Source organism: Burkholderia torrens (assembly GCF_984668525.1).
Map to the genome: position 1 here is coordinate 2,760,748 of NZ_OZ480212.1, position 16,642 is coordinate 2,777,389.

Below are 16,642 nucleotides of genomic sequence, written 5' to 3' on the forward strand. Positions count from 1 at the left end.
TACGCGATCACGCGTCGAGTTTCGCGGGCTTCATCTTCGGCGTGAGCACGTGCATCACGGCCAGCGCGATCAGGTAGGCCGACGCGCCGATCGCGAACAGCACCCAGTAGTGGCCGGTGCGCTGCAGCACCTGGCCGATCACTTCCGAGAACAGCACGCCGCCGATCGAGCCGGCCATCCCGCCGATGCCGACCACCGACGCGACCGCACGGCGCGGGAACAGGTCGGACGCCGTCGTGAACAGGTTCGCCGACCAGCCCTGGTGCGCGGCGGCGGCAAGGCCGACGATCAGCACCGCGACCCACAGGCTCTGCACCTGCGACACGAATGCGATCGGCAGCACGCAGCATGCGCAGATCAGCATCGCCGTCTTGCGCGCGCCGTTCACGCTCCAGCCCGCGCGCAGCAGCATCGACGACAGCCAGCCGCCGCCGATGCTGCCGACCGTCGTCAGCGCGTAGATGCAGACGAGCGGCAGGCCGATGTGCTGCATGTCCATCCCGCGCGATTCGTTGAGCCACTTCGGCAGCCAGAACAGGTAGAACCACCACACCGGATCGGTCAGGAACTTGCCGATCAGGAACGCCCACGTCTCGCGCTTGCGAATCAGTTCGCCCCAGCGCGGCGCGCCGGCGTTCGCATTCGCCGCGTCGAGCGCTTCGGCTTCGTCGCGCGGCTCGTCGTACTCCGCGGCGAGCGCGCGCGTGTCGGCCTGGCGATAGAGCACGAGCCACACCGCGAGCCACACGAGGCCGATCGCGCCGATGATCACGAACGCCGCGCGCCATCCGTAGGCCACCGCGATCGCCGGGATGATCGCCGGGGCGAACACCGCGCCGATGTTCGCGCCCGAGTTGAAGATGCCGGTGGCGAGCGCGCGTTCGCGGCGCGGGAACCATTCGGCCGTCGTCTTGATCGCGGCCGGGAAGTTGCCGCCCTCGCCGATCCCGAGCAGCGCACGCACGAACGCGAAGCCCGTCACCGAGCCGACCGCCGCATGCAGCATCGCGGCGATGCTCCACACCAGCATCGCCACCGCGTACGACACGCGCGTGCCGAGCCAGTCGACGATGCGCCCGAAGCCGAGCAGGCCCAGCGCATAGAACGCGGAAAACGCCATCACGATGCGGCCGTACTGCACCTGGCTCCAGCCGATGTCGTGCTGGAGCATCGGCGCGAGCAGGCCGAGGATCTGCCGATCCATGTAGTTGATGACGGTCGCGAAAAACAGCAGCGCACAGACGGTCCAGCGGTAGCGGCTGGCGGCTGCGCGCACGGCGCCGACGACGGCAGATTGCATGAATGTCTCCGATGCGCGGTCGCGCCCGTCGCGCCGCACGGTGTTCGTTGACCGGCGACCGGCGCCGGGGTGGACGGCCCGCGCGCTAACGCACCGGCCCTTTCACCAACTCATCTGGAAAACGTTTTTCAAAGAATAGGACGTCTGCCGGCACCCTGTCAGTCGGGGATTTCGATGAGTCATCTCAAATTGATCGCGGCAAAAGAGACGACTGTTCCGCAGATTGGCATTAACCGTTTTTCCCCTGATTTTCCCGACACACGCGCAGGAGGACGGCCGCCGATACACATGTCCGATTTCAGCCAGAATCGATCGCGGGGATGGTTTACAGTCGTCGCATGCGACTCGATCCCGACACCTGCTACGACGCCCTGCTTTCGCGGAACCGCCGCTTCGACGGCTGGTTCTTCGTCGGCGTGGCGACGACCGGTGTGTATTGCCGCCCCGTCTGCCCGGTGAAGCCGCCGAAAGCGCAGAACTGCAGCTACTACCCGACCGCCGCGGCCGCCGAGAAAGCCGGGTTCCGGCCCTGCATGCGCTGCCGCCCCGAGCTCGCGCCCGGCCACGGGCTGCTCGACCTGTCCGGCAATCTCGCCGACGCCGCCGCGACGCTGATCGAGGACGGTTTCCTGAACGCGCATTCCGTCGACGCGCTCGCGCGGCGCGTCGGCGTGACCGAGCGCCATCTGCGGCGGATCTTCGGTGCGCAGTTCGGCGTGTCGCCGGTCGAATTCGCGCAGACGCACCGGCTGCTGATGGCCAAGCGGCTGCTGACCGATACCGCGCTGCCGGTGGCCGTCGTCGCGTCGACGGCCGGATTCGGCAGCGTGCGGCGCTTCAACGACCTGTTCCGCCAGCGCTATGGCCTCAACCCGCTGCGGCTGCGCAAAGGCGCCGGGGCCTCTGCCGACGGCGACATGACGTTCCCGCTGCCGTACCGCCCGCCGTTCGCGTGGGACGACCTGATGCGTTTTCTCGCGCAACGGCAGATCGACGGCGTCGAGCGGATCGGCACGCAAGGTTATGTGCGTGTCGTCGAATTGCCGAACCGGAACGGCGGCAGCCGCGTGACGGGCTGGCTGTCCGTCGCCCACGTGCCGCAGCGCTTCGCGCTGGCCGTCACCGTGTCGCGCGCGCTAACGCCGGTCGTCCCGGCCGTACTTGCGCGCGTACGGCGGCTGTTCGATCTCGACAGCCGCCCCGACGTGATCGACGCGCATCTCGGCGAACTCGCGAGCGGCTCGCCGGGCCTGCGCGTCCCCGGCGCATTCGACGGCCTCGAGATCGCGATTCGCGCGATCGCGGGCGAGCGGCTCGAGGCTGCGGATGCCGGCCTGCCTGCGCTGGCACGCATTGCAGAGCGCTTCGGCACTTCGGTGGAAGGCGCGCCGCCGGGCCTCACGCACGCGTTGCCGTCCGCCGCGACGCTGGCCGCCCTGCCGCCTTCGGCCCTCGAAACAATCGGCATCGAGCGCGACGCGGCACGCGCGATCGTGTCGCTCGCACGCGCAGTCGACGACGGCTCGCTCGCGCTCGAACCGATGGCGCCGCTCGATGCGACGCTCGCCGCGCTACGTGTCATGCCGGGCTTCGACGAACGCGCGGTGCAGTACGTCGCGATGCGCGCGATGGCCTGGCCGAATGCGTTCCCCGCTGACGAGACGTGGCTTTCCGCACGCAGCGAACGCGCGACCATGCCATCATCTGCGCCGCATGCGGCGCGCTGGGCGCCGTGGCGCGCGTACGCCGCACTGCATGTGTGGCGCCTTCATGGAGATGTAGTGCGATGACACCGGCCCACCTGATTCCGAGCCCGCTGGGCGACATTGCCGTGCGCATCGAGGACGATGCGCTGACGGGCCTGTACTTCGTCGGCCAGAAATACTTTCCGTCGGTTTCGATCATGACCGAAGCGGATGCGCACGCGATGTCGCCGATCGCGCGCAGGGTCGCCGAAGAAATCGCCGAATACTTCACCGGTACGCGCGAAACGTTCTCGGTGCCGATCCACCTGCGCGGCACCGCGTTTCAGCGACGCGTGTGGAAGGAACTGCTCGCGATTCCGTTCGGCGAACTCGTGTCGTACGGCGACATCACCGAACGCGTCGGACTGCCGATGAGCGGCGCGCGCGCCGTGGGCGGTGCGGTGGGACGCAATCCGGTTTCGATCATCGTGCCGTGCCATCGCGTGGTCGGCGCCTCGGGCAGCCTGACCGGTTATGCGGGCGGCATCGACCGCAAGCGCGCGCTGCTGTCGCTCGAAGGCGCCGGCTTCTCACGCAGCGCTCATCATCCGGTGCAGCAGGCGCTCGCGTTCTGATCGACGGCGCACATCACGCGCTCAACACGGGCCGCCGCGCCTCGCGCTTCGCATACGCACCGGGCGTCATGCGGAACTTCGCCTGGAACAGCGCGATAAACGACGACGTCGAGTCGTAGCCCAGTTGCGCGGCCACCGCACCGATCGGCTCGCCCGCATCGAGCAGCGGCAACGACGCGAGCAGCCGCACGGCCTGTCGCCATTCGGTGAACGACAGCCCCGTGTCCTGCCGGAACAATCGCGACAGCGTGCGCCGCGTCGCGCCGACCTGATGGCCCCATTCGTCGAGACTGCGCGCATCGCCCGGCGCGGCATGCAACGCACGCGCGATTTTCAGCAGGCGCGGATCGCGCGGCAGCGGCACCGTCAGCGGCGCCGGCTGCATGCGCGCGATCCGGTCGGCGATCAGGCACACGAGCGCGCCGTCCGGCCCCGTCTCGTCGTAGTTCACCGGCAACTCGCCCGTCGCGATCACCAGCTCGCGCAACAGCGGCGTCATGCAGAGGATCGTGCAGTCGTCGTTCACGTCGTCGCGTGCGATCGCTGCATCGAGATACAGGCTGTGGAACGCGACACAATCGCGCGTCGACACCGCATGCGGCACGTGCGGCGGAATCCACATCGCGTAGTGCGGCGGCAGCAGTTGACGGCCCGACGGCGTCGACACCTCGAGCACGCCGCTCGTCGCATACATCAGCTGGGCCCACGGATGACTGTGCGCGTCGACGCTCACGTTGCCGGGGATCCCGAACGCACGCACGTACAGCGGCCTCGGCAGGCGCGCCATCGGCGGCACCGCGTAAGGGTCACCCGATTGTCCCGCCAGCAACATAAGACGTCCTCCGAGGGTCATTGCACGAACGAACGCGATGCTACCGTGGCGGCTCTTCTTTCACACGGCTTCCGTTCATGAGCGCACACACCCGCACCACCCGCAAGACCGTCACCGCGATCCGTTCGACCAAAGGCATCGGCAGCCTCGTGTCGCTGACCGCGTATTCCGCGCCGATGGCGAAGCTCGTCGATGAAGTGGCCGACGTGATCATCGTCGGCGACTCCGTCGGCATGGTGCTGTACGGGATGCCCGATACGCTGCGCGTCACGCTCGACATGATGATTGCACACGGCGCGGCCGTCGTGCGCGGCGCCGCGCACGCGTGCGTCGTCGTCGACCTGCCGTTCTCGACGTTCCAGGAATCGCCTGCACAGGCCTATCGTTCGGCTGCGCGCCTGCTCGCCGAAACCGGTGCGCAGGCCGTGAAGCTCGAAGGCGGCTGCGAGATGACCGACACGATCCGCTTCCTGACCGACCGCGGCATTCCGGTCATGGCGCATGTCGGCCTCATGCCGCAGCAGGCCAACGCGACGGGTGGCTTCCGCGCGCAGGGCATGGACGCGCGCTCGGCCGCGCAAGTGTTCGACGCCGCGTGCGCGGCCGAGCAGGCCGGCGCGTTCGGCGTGGTGATCGAGGGCACCGCCGAAGCGCTCGCGCGCCACCTGACCGACACGCTGACGATCCCGACGATCGGCATCGGCGCATCGCCCGCCTGTGACGGACAAGTGCTCGTGACCGAGGACATGATCGGCGCGTTCGATGCGTACACGCCGCGCTTCGTGAAGCGCTACGCCGACGCGAATGCGGTGATGCGCGACGCGATCCGGCAATACGCGCACGACGTGCGGGAGCGTGTGTTTCCGGAGCCTGCGCATTGCTTCGGGTACGGCAAGCCGCTGCAACTCGCGGATGCAGCCGCTGCTGCGTGACGCGTGACGCGCGACGAACGATGCGGTTGCGTCACGTACGCTTGCGCATCGCATGTGCGACGCGCGCGTTCGCTTCGAATTTCGCGCGATGCGTCGAGAAAAACGTCCGCACGTTGCGGACGTTCGACGCGCCGGTGAACAGCCGCCGCGCGAATTCGTCGTATTCGGCGACGTCGGCCAGATCGGCCACCACCACGAAATCGGGCCCCGGCGACACGCGGTAGCACTGCGTGACGGCCGGCTCCGCGCAGACGTAGGCTTCGAACGCGTCGTAGTCCTCGGCCGTCTGCCGGTCGAGGCTGATCTCGATCAGCGCGGTGACGGCCGTGCCGATCGCGACCGGGTCGAGCACCGCGACCTGCCGGCGGATCACGCCGGCCTCCGTCAGCCGCCGTACGCGGCGCATGCAGGTGGGCGGCGACGACAGCGCACGCTCGGCCAGTTGCAGGTTCGACACCGACGCATCGTCCTGCAGGATCGCGAGGATGCGCAGGTCGAGATCGTCGAGGGTGATGCCGGCCATCGGCGGCTCCTTCCGGTCAGGATGTGAAATTTAATTTCAACATAATAGACGATCATCCTTCCGTTTCATCATTCGTCGAATTTTGAAATTTAATTCCATTTAGCTGGTTCTACCATCGCTCTCACTGATCCAGACAGGACATTTAGGGAGCGCGATATGTGTGGAATTGTCGGGGCGGTCGCCCAGCGGGACATCCTGCCGAACCTGGTCGACGGCCTGAAGCGGCTCGAATACCGCGGCTACGACTCGTGCGGCGTCGTCGTCTACCGTGACCGCGCGCTGGCCCGCGCCCGCAGCGTCGATCGGGTGGCCAACCTGCAGCGTGAGATCGCCGAGCAGGCGCTGTCGGGTTACGCGGGTATCGCCCATACGCGCTGGGCCACGCACGGCGCACCCGTCACGCTCAACGCGCATCCGCACTTCTCGCCGAGCGACGCGAACGCGCGCATCGCGCTGTCGCACAACGGGATCATCGAGAACTGCGATCAACTGCGTGCGGAACTGCAGGCGCACGGTTATGTGTTCGCGAGCCAGACCGATAGCGAAGCCATTGCGCATCTGATCGACCACCTGTACGACGGCGACCTGTTCGACGCGGTCCGGCGTGCGGTCGCGCGACTGCGCGGCAGCTATGCGATCGCGGTGATGTGCCGCGACGAGCCGCACCGGATCGTCGGCGCGCGCGACGGGATGCCGCTCGTCGTCGGCGTCGGCGAAGGCGAGAATTTTCTGGCGTCCGACGCGATTGCGCTGTCGGGCATCACCGACCGCATCGCGTATCTGGAGAACGGCGACGTCGCCGACATTCAACTGCATCGCTACTGGATCGTCGACGCGGCCGGCCAGCGCGTCGAGCGCGCGGTGCAACGCGTCGCCGCGCACAGCGGCGCGGCCGATCTCGGATCGTATCGCTACTACATGCAGAAGGAGATCTTCGAACAGCCGCAGGCCGTGGCCGATACGCTGCTCGACGTCTCGTCGATCATGCCCGAACTGTTCGGCGACGGTGCATGGCGTGTGTTCAACGACGTCGATTCGGTGCTGCTGCTCGCGTGCGGCGGCAGTTATCATGCGGCGCTGACCGCGAAGTACTGGATCGAGAGCATCGCGAAGCTGCCGGCGAGTGTTGAAATTGCCAGTGAGTTTCGTTACCGCGACGGCGTGCCGAATCCGCGCACGCTGGTCGTCGCGGTGTCGCAGAGCGGTGAAACGGCCGATGTGCTCGGTGCCGTGCATGTCGCGAAACTCAGCGGCATGATGCACACGCTCGCGATCTGCAACGTCGCGACGAGTGCGCTGATGCGCGAATGTGCGCTGCAGTTCGTCACGCGTGCGGGGATCGAGATCGGCGTCGCTTCGACGAAGGCATTCACGACGCAGCTCGTTGCGTTGTTCCTGCTGACGTTGTCACTCGCGCAGGTGCGCGGACGGTTGAGCGACGACGAGGAGAAGGAGCATTTGCGCGCGCTGCGGCACCTGCCCGATGCGATGTCGAAAGTGCTCGCGCTGGAGCCGCAGATCATGGCGTGGTCGGAGTTGCTCGCGCGACGCGACAACATGCTGTTTCTCGGGCGCGGGATGCATTATCCGATCGCGCTCGAAGGCGCGCTGAAGATGAAGGAGATTTCCTATATTCATGCGGAGGCTTATCCGGCGGGGGAACTGAAGCATGGGCCGCTGGCGCTCGTCAGCAATGAAATGCCGGTGATCGCGGTTGCGCCGAATGACATGCTGCTTGAAAAGCTCAGGTCGAACATGCATGAGGTCAGTGCGCGGAACGGGCGGCTGTTCGTGTTCGCGGATGTCGACTGTGGGTTGGTGCCGAGTACGGGGATCGAGGTGATTCGGCTCAATGAATACTACGGGCCGCTTTCGCCCATTTTGCATACGGTGCCGATGCAACTGCTCGCGTATCACGCTGCGTTGGCGCGGGGGACGGATATTGATAAGCCTAGGAATCTGGCTAAGTCGGTGACGGTGGAGTGAGGGGATCGCCCTTTTCAGCCGATACTGTTCGCGAGAAATGAAAGCGTCCCGATGCTTAACTTCGTGGTGACCCGCCCCCGATTACCGCCTACCAACCGGGCTAGCGCGCGCCCGGGTATAGCCTCGAATGAATCGCGCAATCTGTGTTCTGACCTGTATCGGCTCCATCCGCGCGGACCTTTAGCAGTCCCGTCACGAATGTCGCCAGTCCGTTCGGGCTCCCCGAGCAAAGGTTCTGTGAGGGTCGCTGCTGCTTAGGGCATGGCAGCGCGGCCTCTAATGATAAGCACCGCTGCCTGTCCACTATGTGGTCCAAAGGTCATCCGGTCCCAAATAAGTTACGAGCACTTTTCCCGCCTCGCTCGATACCGAGACGCGTGCAACTCCTTTGCGTATTACGTTTAAGGGTGCTCTGAGAGTGCCTATAAGTAAGCCTGTTGCGTCTAGGACGACGGGACTATCGTCGAGATGAAAAAGTCGAACCGGTGTCTCAGGAGGCGGCGGCACATTGTGCCAGGCGACTGGCACCAGATACTTCCGCTCTGACCATATACTTTCGCCACGCGGGGCAAATCCGAGAACGAACTCATTCCACATCGATACAGTCTCTGCAGATGGCCAATTCGGTGTGGTACTCCAAGCGGCCACGGCATCCGATGCAAGCCATCCTCTCAGCTCGGCGGCATTGAGGAAGGTCGCACTGGTGTCGGTGACCGCTTTGATAGCGACCACCTGCGAGCGCCGTAGGCGTGTTTGTTCTCGAAAGATTATTTAGGCATCTTAAATCAGCGCGAGCCTCTGCAACTCTCGCCTAACTAACGGTGACAACCGTCTAAATCGCTCGGGCGATAGCGCCCTCAGTCTTTTCTTGACAATTACAGAGTTCAGGTCTCTGCCATCTAAAACGTCCGTCACCTCTCTCGCCGCAATTCTTGACATTCCCAAGTCCATGCACCCAATCATCGTGCCAGAGCACGCCCCGAGCTCCAAGAAAAGCGGAATAGGAGGTATATCTTGCAAATCCAAACCCTTCTCCGTTAAAGCGGCCAAGCGAAGTAGGTCGATATAACAAGCAACGAATTTCACATATTTGAACCTCAACTGCTCCTCGATTTGCTTCATCACACTCTTAATTGTTTCGCCCGCGGGCACAAGCCCGTCGTACCCTTCCTCTTTCGCCTTTTCCCGGGCCCTTTTAAGCTGGAAATCAATCATCTCGTACAAAGAACGACCTCTCATCCACGACAAAGCGAACCAGCTGTAGTAACGGTGAGCACGATTCGAAATGCCTTCGAGATTCGTATGAATTAGAGAAAGAATGAACATGAAGCGGGTCTTCACCTCGCTGTATTTGTGCTGAGGATGAAGAGGAACGTGCTCCTCGAGCTGTCCTGCACGAACCGCAAACCGAAGCACGTCATACATTTGCTGCTGACGTAGTGGCGAAATCATCCCATGGCGTTTTAGCACTTCCGGAGGAAGGGTCACCTTATCCAACTGTCCTTCTACTGCCGCAATCGTCTGTACAGCATCAGCGTGAAGACCGTTTGGCGCAACACGCCGAATCGTCTCCTCCAGTGCACCAGTCTTGATGTCAGTAACCAAACGAGAAAACACGCTTTCGGCGAATGCCGTCTGGCGTACGCCGGACCGGTGATTAGCGTTCTGTGCGAATTTCAGGAGAATCTTCTGCTCCGTAGTCAGTGCCGTTGTAAACGCGGCAGTAATTTCTGTCGACGGAGGTTCGTGGGCCGGCCTATTCTTCCATGTGTCATAGCTAACCAAGAAGACGTTCCCGTGAGTATCCTTCTTGAGCCGCCCGGCACGCCCCGCCAAATTCCAAAAGTCGTCCGGATTCATCGGCGTGTGGTTACCCTTCTCCGGCTTGTACAAGAAAATGTTGCGCGCAGGAAGGTTGACTCCCTGTAGGAGGGTCGAAGTGCAGACCAATGTATGCAGCAGGCCTTCTACGAAATACTCTTCTATGGCCTTTGTGAGGTTTGTCGGCATATTGCCGAAATGAAACCCTACACCGCGTTCCACACAGTTTGCCAGAGTAAATTCCGGGTGGACGTGTTTCCGAATGAATCCGGCCAACTCGAGCAAACGGGCGTTCGGCTCATGCTTACTAGCGTTTGCCAGTTCGTTTGCGATACTCTCCGCGGGATGCTTGGAAGAAGCGTAAACGAGGCTCTGCCCCTCCGTTCCGAGCTGAAGTATCGCATCGATGAAGCGGCCGATTTCAGTACTCGAAGGCCCGGCCAGCAACCTCCCGATAGTGAGCCGCCCGCCTTCAGGCCGCTGAAGCGTCAGCACCATGTGCTCGTCACGCTTGGCCTCTTCGAAATTGACGAAAATCAAATTCTGCCGCACCGGCCTCAGATTCGTTCCAACGTCCACCACGCCGTGAACGCCAAGCAACCTACCGATGGTAGCTGCGCTCTGCGTACCAGGGGTGATGAAGAGTAACCTGGAATGCGGCATTCTTGACGCGACGTCTTCGAGGCAATCCAGCAAGAGCATCCCTCTCGCACCGTCCGCGATTTGCTGAGCTTCGTCGACAATGAGCATGTCGAGTGACAAATCACTCTGGTCGAGAGCGGTTCGCAGACGCTCTTGCGTAAAAACAAAGACCCGCGATTGATGCGACGCAAGTTCGGGCCTTGCTCGAGGTACGCTGCTGATAACCGGTGGAGTCGGCAATTGTTCTAGTAACCGGGCGAGGTTACCTTGCACTTCGTGTATCAATGAGCGAGAGGGAACGATGTACGCAATGTCGAGTACAGCGTCTGACTTTTCAAGCGTTTCTTTGATGAAAGCTTGGACGATGTATGATTTCCCTGCGGAAGTCGGCGCCCTAACACTGACGTGCTGCCGTTGCTGCAATTCATTCCAGACATTACGCTGAAAGTCGGTGAACAATTCCGGTTTTCCCGACACAAGCACCGTATTACCTTCTCGTCTCGCCAGTTCCGACAGCGCCAGTTGCCAAGGCAGTTGGCACCCCTCCCCCACTTCCGATGCGATGAATTCCCCCGCCGGAAAATTTCCGACGCTCGCCATAATATGACGACACACGATGCGCTCTTCGTCGGTGATAGGCGCTGTCGCGAGGCAATACGCAATATTCTGCGCTAGCATGAAGTGAGAATCACGGCTACTCTGAGCGAAGATTAGAGCCGAACGAAGGAGCTTCGTGGCCAGCGCCGGACTGAGTCGGCGAGTCCCATTCAATAACGAGCTCAGACTGTCTCGCTGCAGAACATCATATGCCGCACCAAACTCTCTGCTTGACGAGACCGCGTCTGCCAATTTTGTTCTGAAATCAGCCACCCAGCACCTCGTCGAACTTGTCGCGAAATTCCTGTACATTCGGCATAGGCAAAATGAACAGGTCGACTGTGTCGAGTTCCACACCAGCCTGTGCAAGATGTTTCTTTGCGAGGCGCAGTGCCGGCGACAGTTTGCTGTTGTAGTCGTCTAGGAACGCCCTCTCCGCGTCAGCAGCTGTAAGCTTGTCTAACGTCGCATATCCTTTCGACGTATATGCAAGCAAGATGGCAAACCTTTCTTGACGGCGCGTGCCCTCTTCCGTAGCGAATGGATGGAGATAGCGTATAAGTTCCTCCTTATACTCCTCCGGAAAACCATCGAGGTCGACGTGGTCAGTCGTCAACAGAAGCTCGTGCGTCTTCCTGCCCTCGACATCCGCGACGAAAGAGCCGACTGACTCAGCAGCGGCCCTGAGTGCTCCGTGAATCGACGCATGGACCTTAGATTCGCCAAATATGACAACAAGCTGATTGCTTTTGCTGTCCCACTTTGCGTGAACTCCGTCAGCTCCGTGCACCGGCATCTGCGTGTTTGTCTTCAACCTCATCTTCGATAGAATGATGGGCGCCCCAAGGAAGTGCTCGATGAACGCGAACAGCAATAGCTCCCCGCCTTCGCCAGAGTCTCTCTTTCCCGCCGTGGCTTTGATGAACAGTCGCCGCGCTTTGTCTACTAACATTTGCGTCTCGAAGGTTTCCAATCCCCCTGCTCTATCCTTCGCCAACGCCCTTGCCCGCTCTCGCTTTGTGGTGCAAAAAGCCGGAATCTCTAGTTTCAAGGCCTCAATGAGTGCATCTATCGCTGGCTTTCCACGCTCAAACGCTGGATACAGAAAGTACGCCGAGACGGACGGCTCTAACGTACCACCCGTCGATATCTGGCGTATTCGATTCACGACAATGTGCTTGCCGATGAGAGGTTTGAAGTACTTCTCGATGCTCGAATTCACTGCGTTGTTGGCTTCCACGTTGAAGGCACGGACAACTGGTTGGTCGAAGTATCGGCCATTAGCAACTTGCACGCGAGGCATGCTAGCCGCACCATTATCGGTCATTTTCGCGTAATTCTCCGTTCCTCCCGGAAATAGACGGGGAGGGCACCGTCAAGCTATGCACCTTCCGCATTTTGACTCATCGAACGACATGAGGGCGTGCTGACGGCTAGGCTCAGACGTTGATTCGCTGCGCGTTGACGCTTCGCAATCGGCATCGCACGTCCAAGACGAAAACTATATTGCTTAACGTGTCTACGGCCCATGCCGCAGAAAATTGAGGGCGTCCTGTCAGTTCTGACAGTGGGGATGGTTACGGTGGGAATTTTGCAACGAACTTTTTGACCTGAACTTCTGCTTCTGACAGCTCGGCATGATGCAAGTGGTTGCGATACCATTGGCAACGATTTATTGAAAAGATGCAGAGTAAACGTTCTCTTATCGCTACGAGATTCCCCTCCTGCCTGCCGCCAGCAATTTCCCGAGCTATTCTTGACTCGGCGTCAAGGACGCTCTAAATGGTTACGGATAAATGCTCGATACTTTTCCACCGTGTCTATCTGAATTTTGAACGTCTCTGCCAAGCCGTCGGGTCCTTTTCGAAACGAGTTGCGCCCAAACCCGTCGTATCCAATTGCTCTGCTTGCCCCGTCGGCAAGCAAATTACACCAGCACCTAATAAATTTAGTCAACTCCTCGAGCTGGTCTCGCTGGAGACAACGCATAGTCAATTGGCCGTGGAAGACCTTGTTTCGAACGTCCAATGCGTCTGCAAGGATGGGGCGAAGTCCATCGTATTGCTGCCCCACCATTTTTTCGATTGAGACTGCGGAAAGTTCATTAATGCCTCGCTCGAACCCTTCGAAGTACGCTTTCCTACTCGCGCCCAACGCTTGCCTGAGTTCTTCCACATTTTCAGGACCGAAAGCGCGAGCCTGATAGACGAGATATGTGAAGAGTTTCCGCATTTGCCGCTCCATCTTGACGATGGACAGCGAGAATGCATCTACCCCGCTGGTTGCGAGTTGGCTCTTTGCCACCAAGTCTACGACTGCGAATTCATTGGCAAAGCTCATGGCAGCCCCTTTTTCTGGTCATCTCCGACGCCCGCCGGAGATGGTGCCACTCCTTACTCATACCGCCGGCGACTGCAAACGCTTTGAGTGCCAACTGAGGAGGCCACGCAAACATGTCACTCCGCTTTCGCTGGGGCTCCCTCGTCACCGAAATTGCCGGTTCACGCCCGTCATCGAGACGCGATAGGTGTACATCCTCTTACTCACACCGTACTCCGCGGTGACCTCTTCGTCGGACAACCCTTGGCGCCGGATATGAACCAGGGCGTCGCGGGGAAGCAGGAGCACACCAGCCAGCCAGTCTGCCTCCTCCTCCTGCTCCTTGTCATACGCTTTCAACAGCATCAAGCCTTCGGACGAGATGTTCATCTCCTCCGGCTCATGGCTACGAATGCGATGAGCGAGCTCGTGCATCAGGTCGCTCGCTTGCCGCGCGGGCGAATGTGACGAATTCAGAATAACGAGTGTTTTTTCGCCGACGACAAGCGTCACTGCGGACCAGCAGCTCGGCGTGCCGTCATTGCGCAGGAGCACCGCCCTAACTTCAGGCGCCAACCCAGGGACGTCACCGGGCGTCCAAACGCGTATTCCAAGATGAGCCGCCAATTGCCGAGCGCTCAAGGGCGCGGTCGAAGGCAAATCAAGCTCGCGGCGAGTGTCGGCTGAAAACCGCTCGCACCAGGCTTTGTATCCACGCTGCACAGTATGCTCAGACCTCTTCCTTCAGAAGCGCCTCCTGAGCGAGAACAATCATCTCACTCAACGCCTTGGCACTTTCCGGGCGTATCGCCACTTCTTTTTTGAAATGAACCTGAGCTCGCGGCGCCGATGAGGATGCCTGCACCAAGCCAAGGAAGGTTGCAGGGTCCTCGCCAAGCCACGCACAAATCTTCCCGAAGGTTTCCAAGTCAGGGACCTTCTTATTCTCAACCCGGGAAAGGGTGGCTGGGCTGATGCCGACTTCCTTGGCCGCCTCTCGGATACCACGACCATCTCTGCGCCGCAGGATGTGCAGGGCTAGCACTTCCATCTTCACGTGTTCCATTTTTCTCCTGTCTTATATATGCAACAGATACCGTTTGACTCAAGAAACGCGTCGTGCCAGACTGTCTCACATGTAAGACGGAGTCTGGCACCGGGCCGGCCGAACGTCAACATCGCCCTTCGGCGCCCGTCATTCCGACGCAACGGAGTTTGAAATGTCTGCAAACGAGCAACGCATTGAAGAAACCATCATCGTCGGAGCGGTTGGCCGCGACGGCGAAGAAATTATCGACGTTGAAATTTTCGTCCGGGAAAAGAAGCCGATTCCCCACGGGCACAAGTACAAGATTCGAATCGACAAGACTTACTACGTCGTCGACGTCCCGCACATGACCGGCGAGCAGATTCTGGGACTCGCCGGCAAGTCGAGCGCCGGCTATCTTCTGTCGGAAAAGGTTCACGGGCAGATGCGTCCGGTTGCACCGGAGCAAACGGTCGACTTCACCGCCCACGGCGTGGAGCGTTTCGCGACCATCCCGAAAGAGGTACAAGAGGGGGAAGGTCTGGTCCGCGCGGACTTCACGGTGATGGAGGAAGACACGGAGTTCCTGAACAGCAAGGGTTACGCGTGGGAAGCCGTCGCGTCAGACGCCAAGCGCATCGTGGTGCGCGGTTTCGAGCCGCCGCCGGGATTCACCCCGGCGAAAGTCGACATGTTCGTGATTCTGCCCCAAGGCTATCCGGATACGCAGATTGACATGGTGTACTTCTATCCGGCGCTGGCGAGGAATGACGGCAAGCAAATCCGTTTTCTGGTCACGAACGTCTTCGAAGGCAAGACGTGGCAGGGCTGGTCGCGCCACCGTACGACAAACAGTCAGTGGCGCCAAGGCATCGACAACGTCGGAACACACCTGATGCTGGTCGACAATTTCCTGCGTGCGGAGCTGTCGAAATGACAACAAATGACCGGCTCTCGGTGCAGGCCATGTCCGGCAAGCATCGTGCGCAGTTGCTTCGACACCTCTTTCCCGGCGATGGCAAGGAGGCAGTCGCCATCGCACTGTGCGGTTGGGCCTCGGGCGTGGGGCGCAGCCAGCTACTTGTACATGAAGTTGTAGAGGTCCCGTACGAAGCTTGCCGCATACGCGAACCGGACGCAGTTGTCTGGTCTGTCGAAACGGTGCTTCCTGCACTGAATCGAGCGATGAAGAGGCACCTGACGGTGGTCAAATTCCACAGCCACCCGAGCGGTTATCCGGAGTTCTCGCGATACGACGACGAGTCCGACCAGGCGTTCTTCTCGGCGGTCGACAATATCCTCGATAACGTCGAGACCCGCGCAAGCGTCGTGATGCTTCCTGATGGGAAGTTTTTCGGCCGCCATGTCCGTGACGGTATCCTCGGCGGGCCCATCGACCTGTTTCGTATTGCCGGGGACGATTTCGAGTTCCACCACCGCAGCGAATACGGCGGCCAGGAGGCGGAACCGCCCGAGCACGCGCTACGCCTTATCCAGACCTTTGGCGAAGGAACGTATCGCACGTTGCGGCAACTGCGCATCGGTGTGGTTGGCGCCTCCGGCACTGGCAGCATCGTCCTTGAGCAGCTCGCGCGCAACTGCGTAGGCGAACTGGTTCCGGTCGACCCGGACCACCTCGAAAGGAAGAACCTCAATCGCGTCCTGAACGCGCGTGGTTCAGATGCAGATAAAAAACGCCTGAAAGTCGAGCGGGCTCAGGAAGCAATCCTGGACATGGACCTTGGCACAAGGGTATGCCCGCTGCCCAATGACATTACTGACCGAGAAACAATTCTTTCACTCGGCGAATGCGACGTTTTGTTCGGCTGCTTGGATTCGGTAGATGGTCGACATCTCCTCAACAAAATCGCGTCACATTTCCTGATTCCGCTTATCGATATTGGAGTCCGGATCGATGCGGATGGCAAGGGCAACGTCGACCACGTGACCGGAGCTGTCCACACGGTGCAGCCGGGCGGCTCAAGCCTCATGAGTCGGGGTGTTTATTCGCAGGCAGACCTCGACGCGGCCTTCATGAAAAAGCACGAGCCCGGACGATATAAAGAAATGCGGAAGGCAGATTACGTAAAAGGTATGGACGTCGACCGCCCAGCCGTCATCTCTCTCAACATGTTGGTCGCGGCGTATGCTGTCAACGAACTGCTGGCTAGGTTAATGCCTTTCCGAGTCGAGCCTAACGCGGAATTCGCTCAGTGGCGCATCAGTCTGTCCGACCCGCTCGCGACCAACTATCGAGACGATGGAGAGGCATGCGCAGCGTTCGCAAAACGCATTGGCTTCGGCACAACAGAACCTCTCCTCGGAATCATGGACCTTTAAATA

General features: G+C 60.8%; 14 protein-coding genes. 6 read left to right on the forward strand and 8 right to left on the reverse strand.

From position 1 onward, the window contains the following. Positions 1-7 precede the first annotated feature (7 nt). Positions 8-1,300 (reverse strand): MFS transporter, encoded by a 1,293-nt coding sequence (locus tag AC5LXX_RS28665; protein WP_493411959.1) that lies wholly within the window; start codon positions 1,298-1,300, stop codon positions 8-10. Between the two features lie 320 nt (positions 1,301-1,620). Here AC5LXX_RS28665 and AC5LXX_RS28670 point away from each other — a divergent pair, with 320 nt between their 5' ends. Both AC5LXX_RS28670 and AC5LXX_RS28675 read left to right on the forward strand, forming a co-directional pair. Next, positions 1,621-3,090, forward strand: a complete 1,470-nt coding sequence (locus tag AC5LXX_RS28670; RefSeq protein ID WP_493411960.1) for a bifunctional transcriptional activator/DNA repair enzyme AdaA — start codon at positions 1,621-1,623, stop codon at positions 3,088-3,090. Then, entirely contained in the window at positions 3,087-3,620 is a 534-nt protein-coding gene (locus AC5LXX_RS28675) for a methylated-DNA--[protein]-cysteine S-methyltransferase (RefSeq protein ID WP_493411961.1), read from the forward strand. The genes AC5LXX_RS28670 and AC5LXX_RS28675 overlap by 4 nt, the downstream gene beginning before the upstream one ends. 13 nt (positions 3,621-3,633) lie before the next feature. On the opposite strand, the gene AC5LXX_RS28680 is transcribed toward AC5LXX_RS28675, so the two are convergent. After that, positions 3,634-4,452, reverse strand: coding sequence for an AraC family transcriptional regulator (locus tag AC5LXX_RS28680; RefSeq protein WP_493411962.1), 819 nt, complete (start codon positions 4,450-4,452; stop codon positions 3,634-3,636). A gap of 77 nt (positions 4,453-4,529) precedes the next feature. On the opposite strand from AC5LXX_RS28680, the gene panB reads away from it, so the two are divergent. Further along, on the forward strand, positions 4,530-5,384 hold the full coding sequence (gene panB, locus AC5LXX_RS28685) for a 3-methyl-2-oxobutanoate hydroxymethyltransferase (RefSeq protein WP_493411963.1): 855 nt from the start codon (positions 4,530-4,532) through the stop codon (positions 5,382-5,384). A 31-nt stretch (positions 5,385-5,415) separates the two neighbouring features. On the opposite strand, the gene AC5LXX_RS28690 is transcribed toward panB, so the two are convergent. Next, complete coding sequence (locus AC5LXX_RS28690) at positions 5,416-5,907, reverse strand: Lrp/AsnC family transcriptional regulator (protein ID WP_048251710.1); 492 nt, start codon at positions 5,905-5,907, stop codon at positions 5,416-5,418. Positions 5,908-6,063: 156 nt separating this feature from the next. Between AC5LXX_RS28690 and glmS the strand changes: the two genes are divergently transcribed. Beyond that, complete coding sequence (glmS, locus tag AC5LXX_RS28695; RefSeq protein ID WP_493411964.1) at positions 6,064-7,893, forward strand: glutamine--fructose-6-phosphate transaminase (isomerizing); 1,830 nt, start codon at positions 6,064-6,066, stop codon at positions 7,891-7,893. A gap of 780 nt (positions 7,894-8,673) precedes the next feature. Here glmS and AC5LXX_RS28700 read toward each other — a convergent pair. The 5 genes from AC5LXX_RS28700 to AC5LXX_RS28720 all read right to left on the reverse strand — a co-directional run bounded on the left by AC5LXX_RS28700 (position 8,674) and on the right by AC5LXX_RS28720 (position 14,338). Further along, positions 8,674-11,226 (reverse strand): DEAD/DEAH box helicase, encoded by a 2,553-nt coding sequence (locus AC5LXX_RS28700; RefSeq protein WP_493411965.1) that lies wholly within the window; start codon positions 11,224-11,226, stop codon positions 8,674-8,676. Next, complete coding sequence (locus tag AC5LXX_RS28705) at positions 11,219-12,193, reverse strand: HamA C-terminal domain-containing protein (protein WP_493411966.1); 975 nt, start codon at positions 12,191-12,193, stop codon at positions 11,219-11,221. Before AC5LXX_RS28705 ends, AC5LXX_RS28700 begins: the two co-directional genes overlap by 8 nt. Before the next feature lie 527 nt (positions 12,194-12,720). Beyond that, the gene (locus tag AC5LXX_RS28710; RefSeq protein ID WP_493411967.1) at positions 12,721-13,293 is read right to left on the reverse strand and encodes a hypothetical protein; all 573 of its coding nucleotides are present in this window, start codon (positions 13,291-13,293) and stop codon (positions 12,721-12,723) included. A 144-nt stretch (positions 13,294-13,437) separates the two neighbouring features. Continuing rightward, the gene (locus AC5LXX_RS28715) at positions 13,438-13,827 is read right to left on the reverse strand and encodes an ImmA/IrrE family metallo-endopeptidase (protein ID WP_493411968.1); all 390 of its coding nucleotides are present in this window, start codon (positions 13,825-13,827) and stop codon (positions 13,438-13,440) included. 175 nt (positions 13,828-14,002) lie between these two features. Further along, complete coding sequence (locus AC5LXX_RS28720; protein ID WP_493411969.1) at positions 14,003-14,338, reverse strand: helix-turn-helix domain-containing protein; 336 nt, start codon at positions 14,336-14,338, stop codon at positions 14,003-14,005. 154 nt (positions 14,339-14,492) lie between these two features. Between AC5LXX_RS28720 and AC5LXX_RS28725 the strand changes: the two genes are divergently transcribed. Further along, positions 14,493-15,236: a multiubiquitin domain-containing protein gene (locus tag AC5LXX_RS28725; protein WP_493411970.1), complete on the forward strand. Its 744-nt coding sequence runs from the start codon at positions 14,493-14,495 to the stop codon at positions 15,234-15,236. Continuing rightward, on the forward strand, positions 15,233-16,639 hold the full coding sequence (locus tag AC5LXX_RS28730; RefSeq protein WP_493411971.1) for a ThiF family adenylyltransferase: 1,407 nt from the start codon (positions 15,233-15,235) through the stop codon (positions 16,637-16,639). Before AC5LXX_RS28725 ends, AC5LXX_RS28730 begins: the two co-directional genes overlap by 4 nt. Positions 16,640-16,642 lie beyond the last annotated feature (3 nt).

Bases quoted from the DNA above. Each gene is read 5' to 3' on its own strand.
- AC5LXX_RS28665 (WP_493411959.1), bottom strand. From the start codon at position 1,300: ATGCAATCTGCCGTCGTCGGCGCCGTGCGCGCAGCCGCCAGCCGCTAC.
- AC5LXX_RS28670 (WP_493411960.1), top strand. From the start codon at position 1,621: ATGGTTTACAGTCGTCGCATGCGACTCGATCCCGACACCTGCTACGAC.
- AC5LXX_RS28675 (WP_493411961.1), top strand. From the start codon at position 3,087: ATGACACCGGCCCACCTGATTCCGAGCCCGCTGGGCGACATTGCCGTG.
- AC5LXX_RS28680 (WP_493411962.1), bottom strand. From the start codon at position 4,452: ATGTTGCTGGCGGGACAATCGGGTGACCCTTACGCGGTGCCGCCGATG.
- panB (WP_493411963.1), top strand. From the start codon at position 4,530: ATGAGCGCACACACCCGCACCACCCGCAAGACCGTCACCGCGATCCGT.
- AC5LXX_RS28690 (WP_048251710.1), bottom strand. From the start codon at position 5,907: ATGGCCGGCATCACCCTCGACGATCTCGACCTGCGCATCCTCGCGATC.
- glmS (WP_493411964.1), top strand. From the start codon at position 6,064: ATGTGTGGAATTGTCGGGGCGGTCGCCCAGCGGGACATCCTGCCGAAC.
- AC5LXX_RS28710 (WP_493411967.1), bottom strand. From the start codon at position 13,293: ATGAGCTTTGCCAATGAATTCGCAGTCGTAGACTTGGTGGCAAAGAGC.
- AC5LXX_RS28720 (WP_493411969.1), bottom strand. From the start codon at position 14,338: ATGGAACACGTGAAGATGGAAGTGCTAGCCCTGCACATCCTGCGGCGC.
- AC5LXX_RS28725 (WP_493411970.1), top strand. From the start codon at position 14,493: ATGTCTGCAAACGAGCAACGCATTGAAGAAACCATCATCGTCGGAGCG.
- AC5LXX_RS28730 (WP_493411971.1), top strand. From the start codon at position 15,233: ATGACAACAAATGACCGGCTCTCGGTGCAGGCCATGTCCGGCAAGCAT.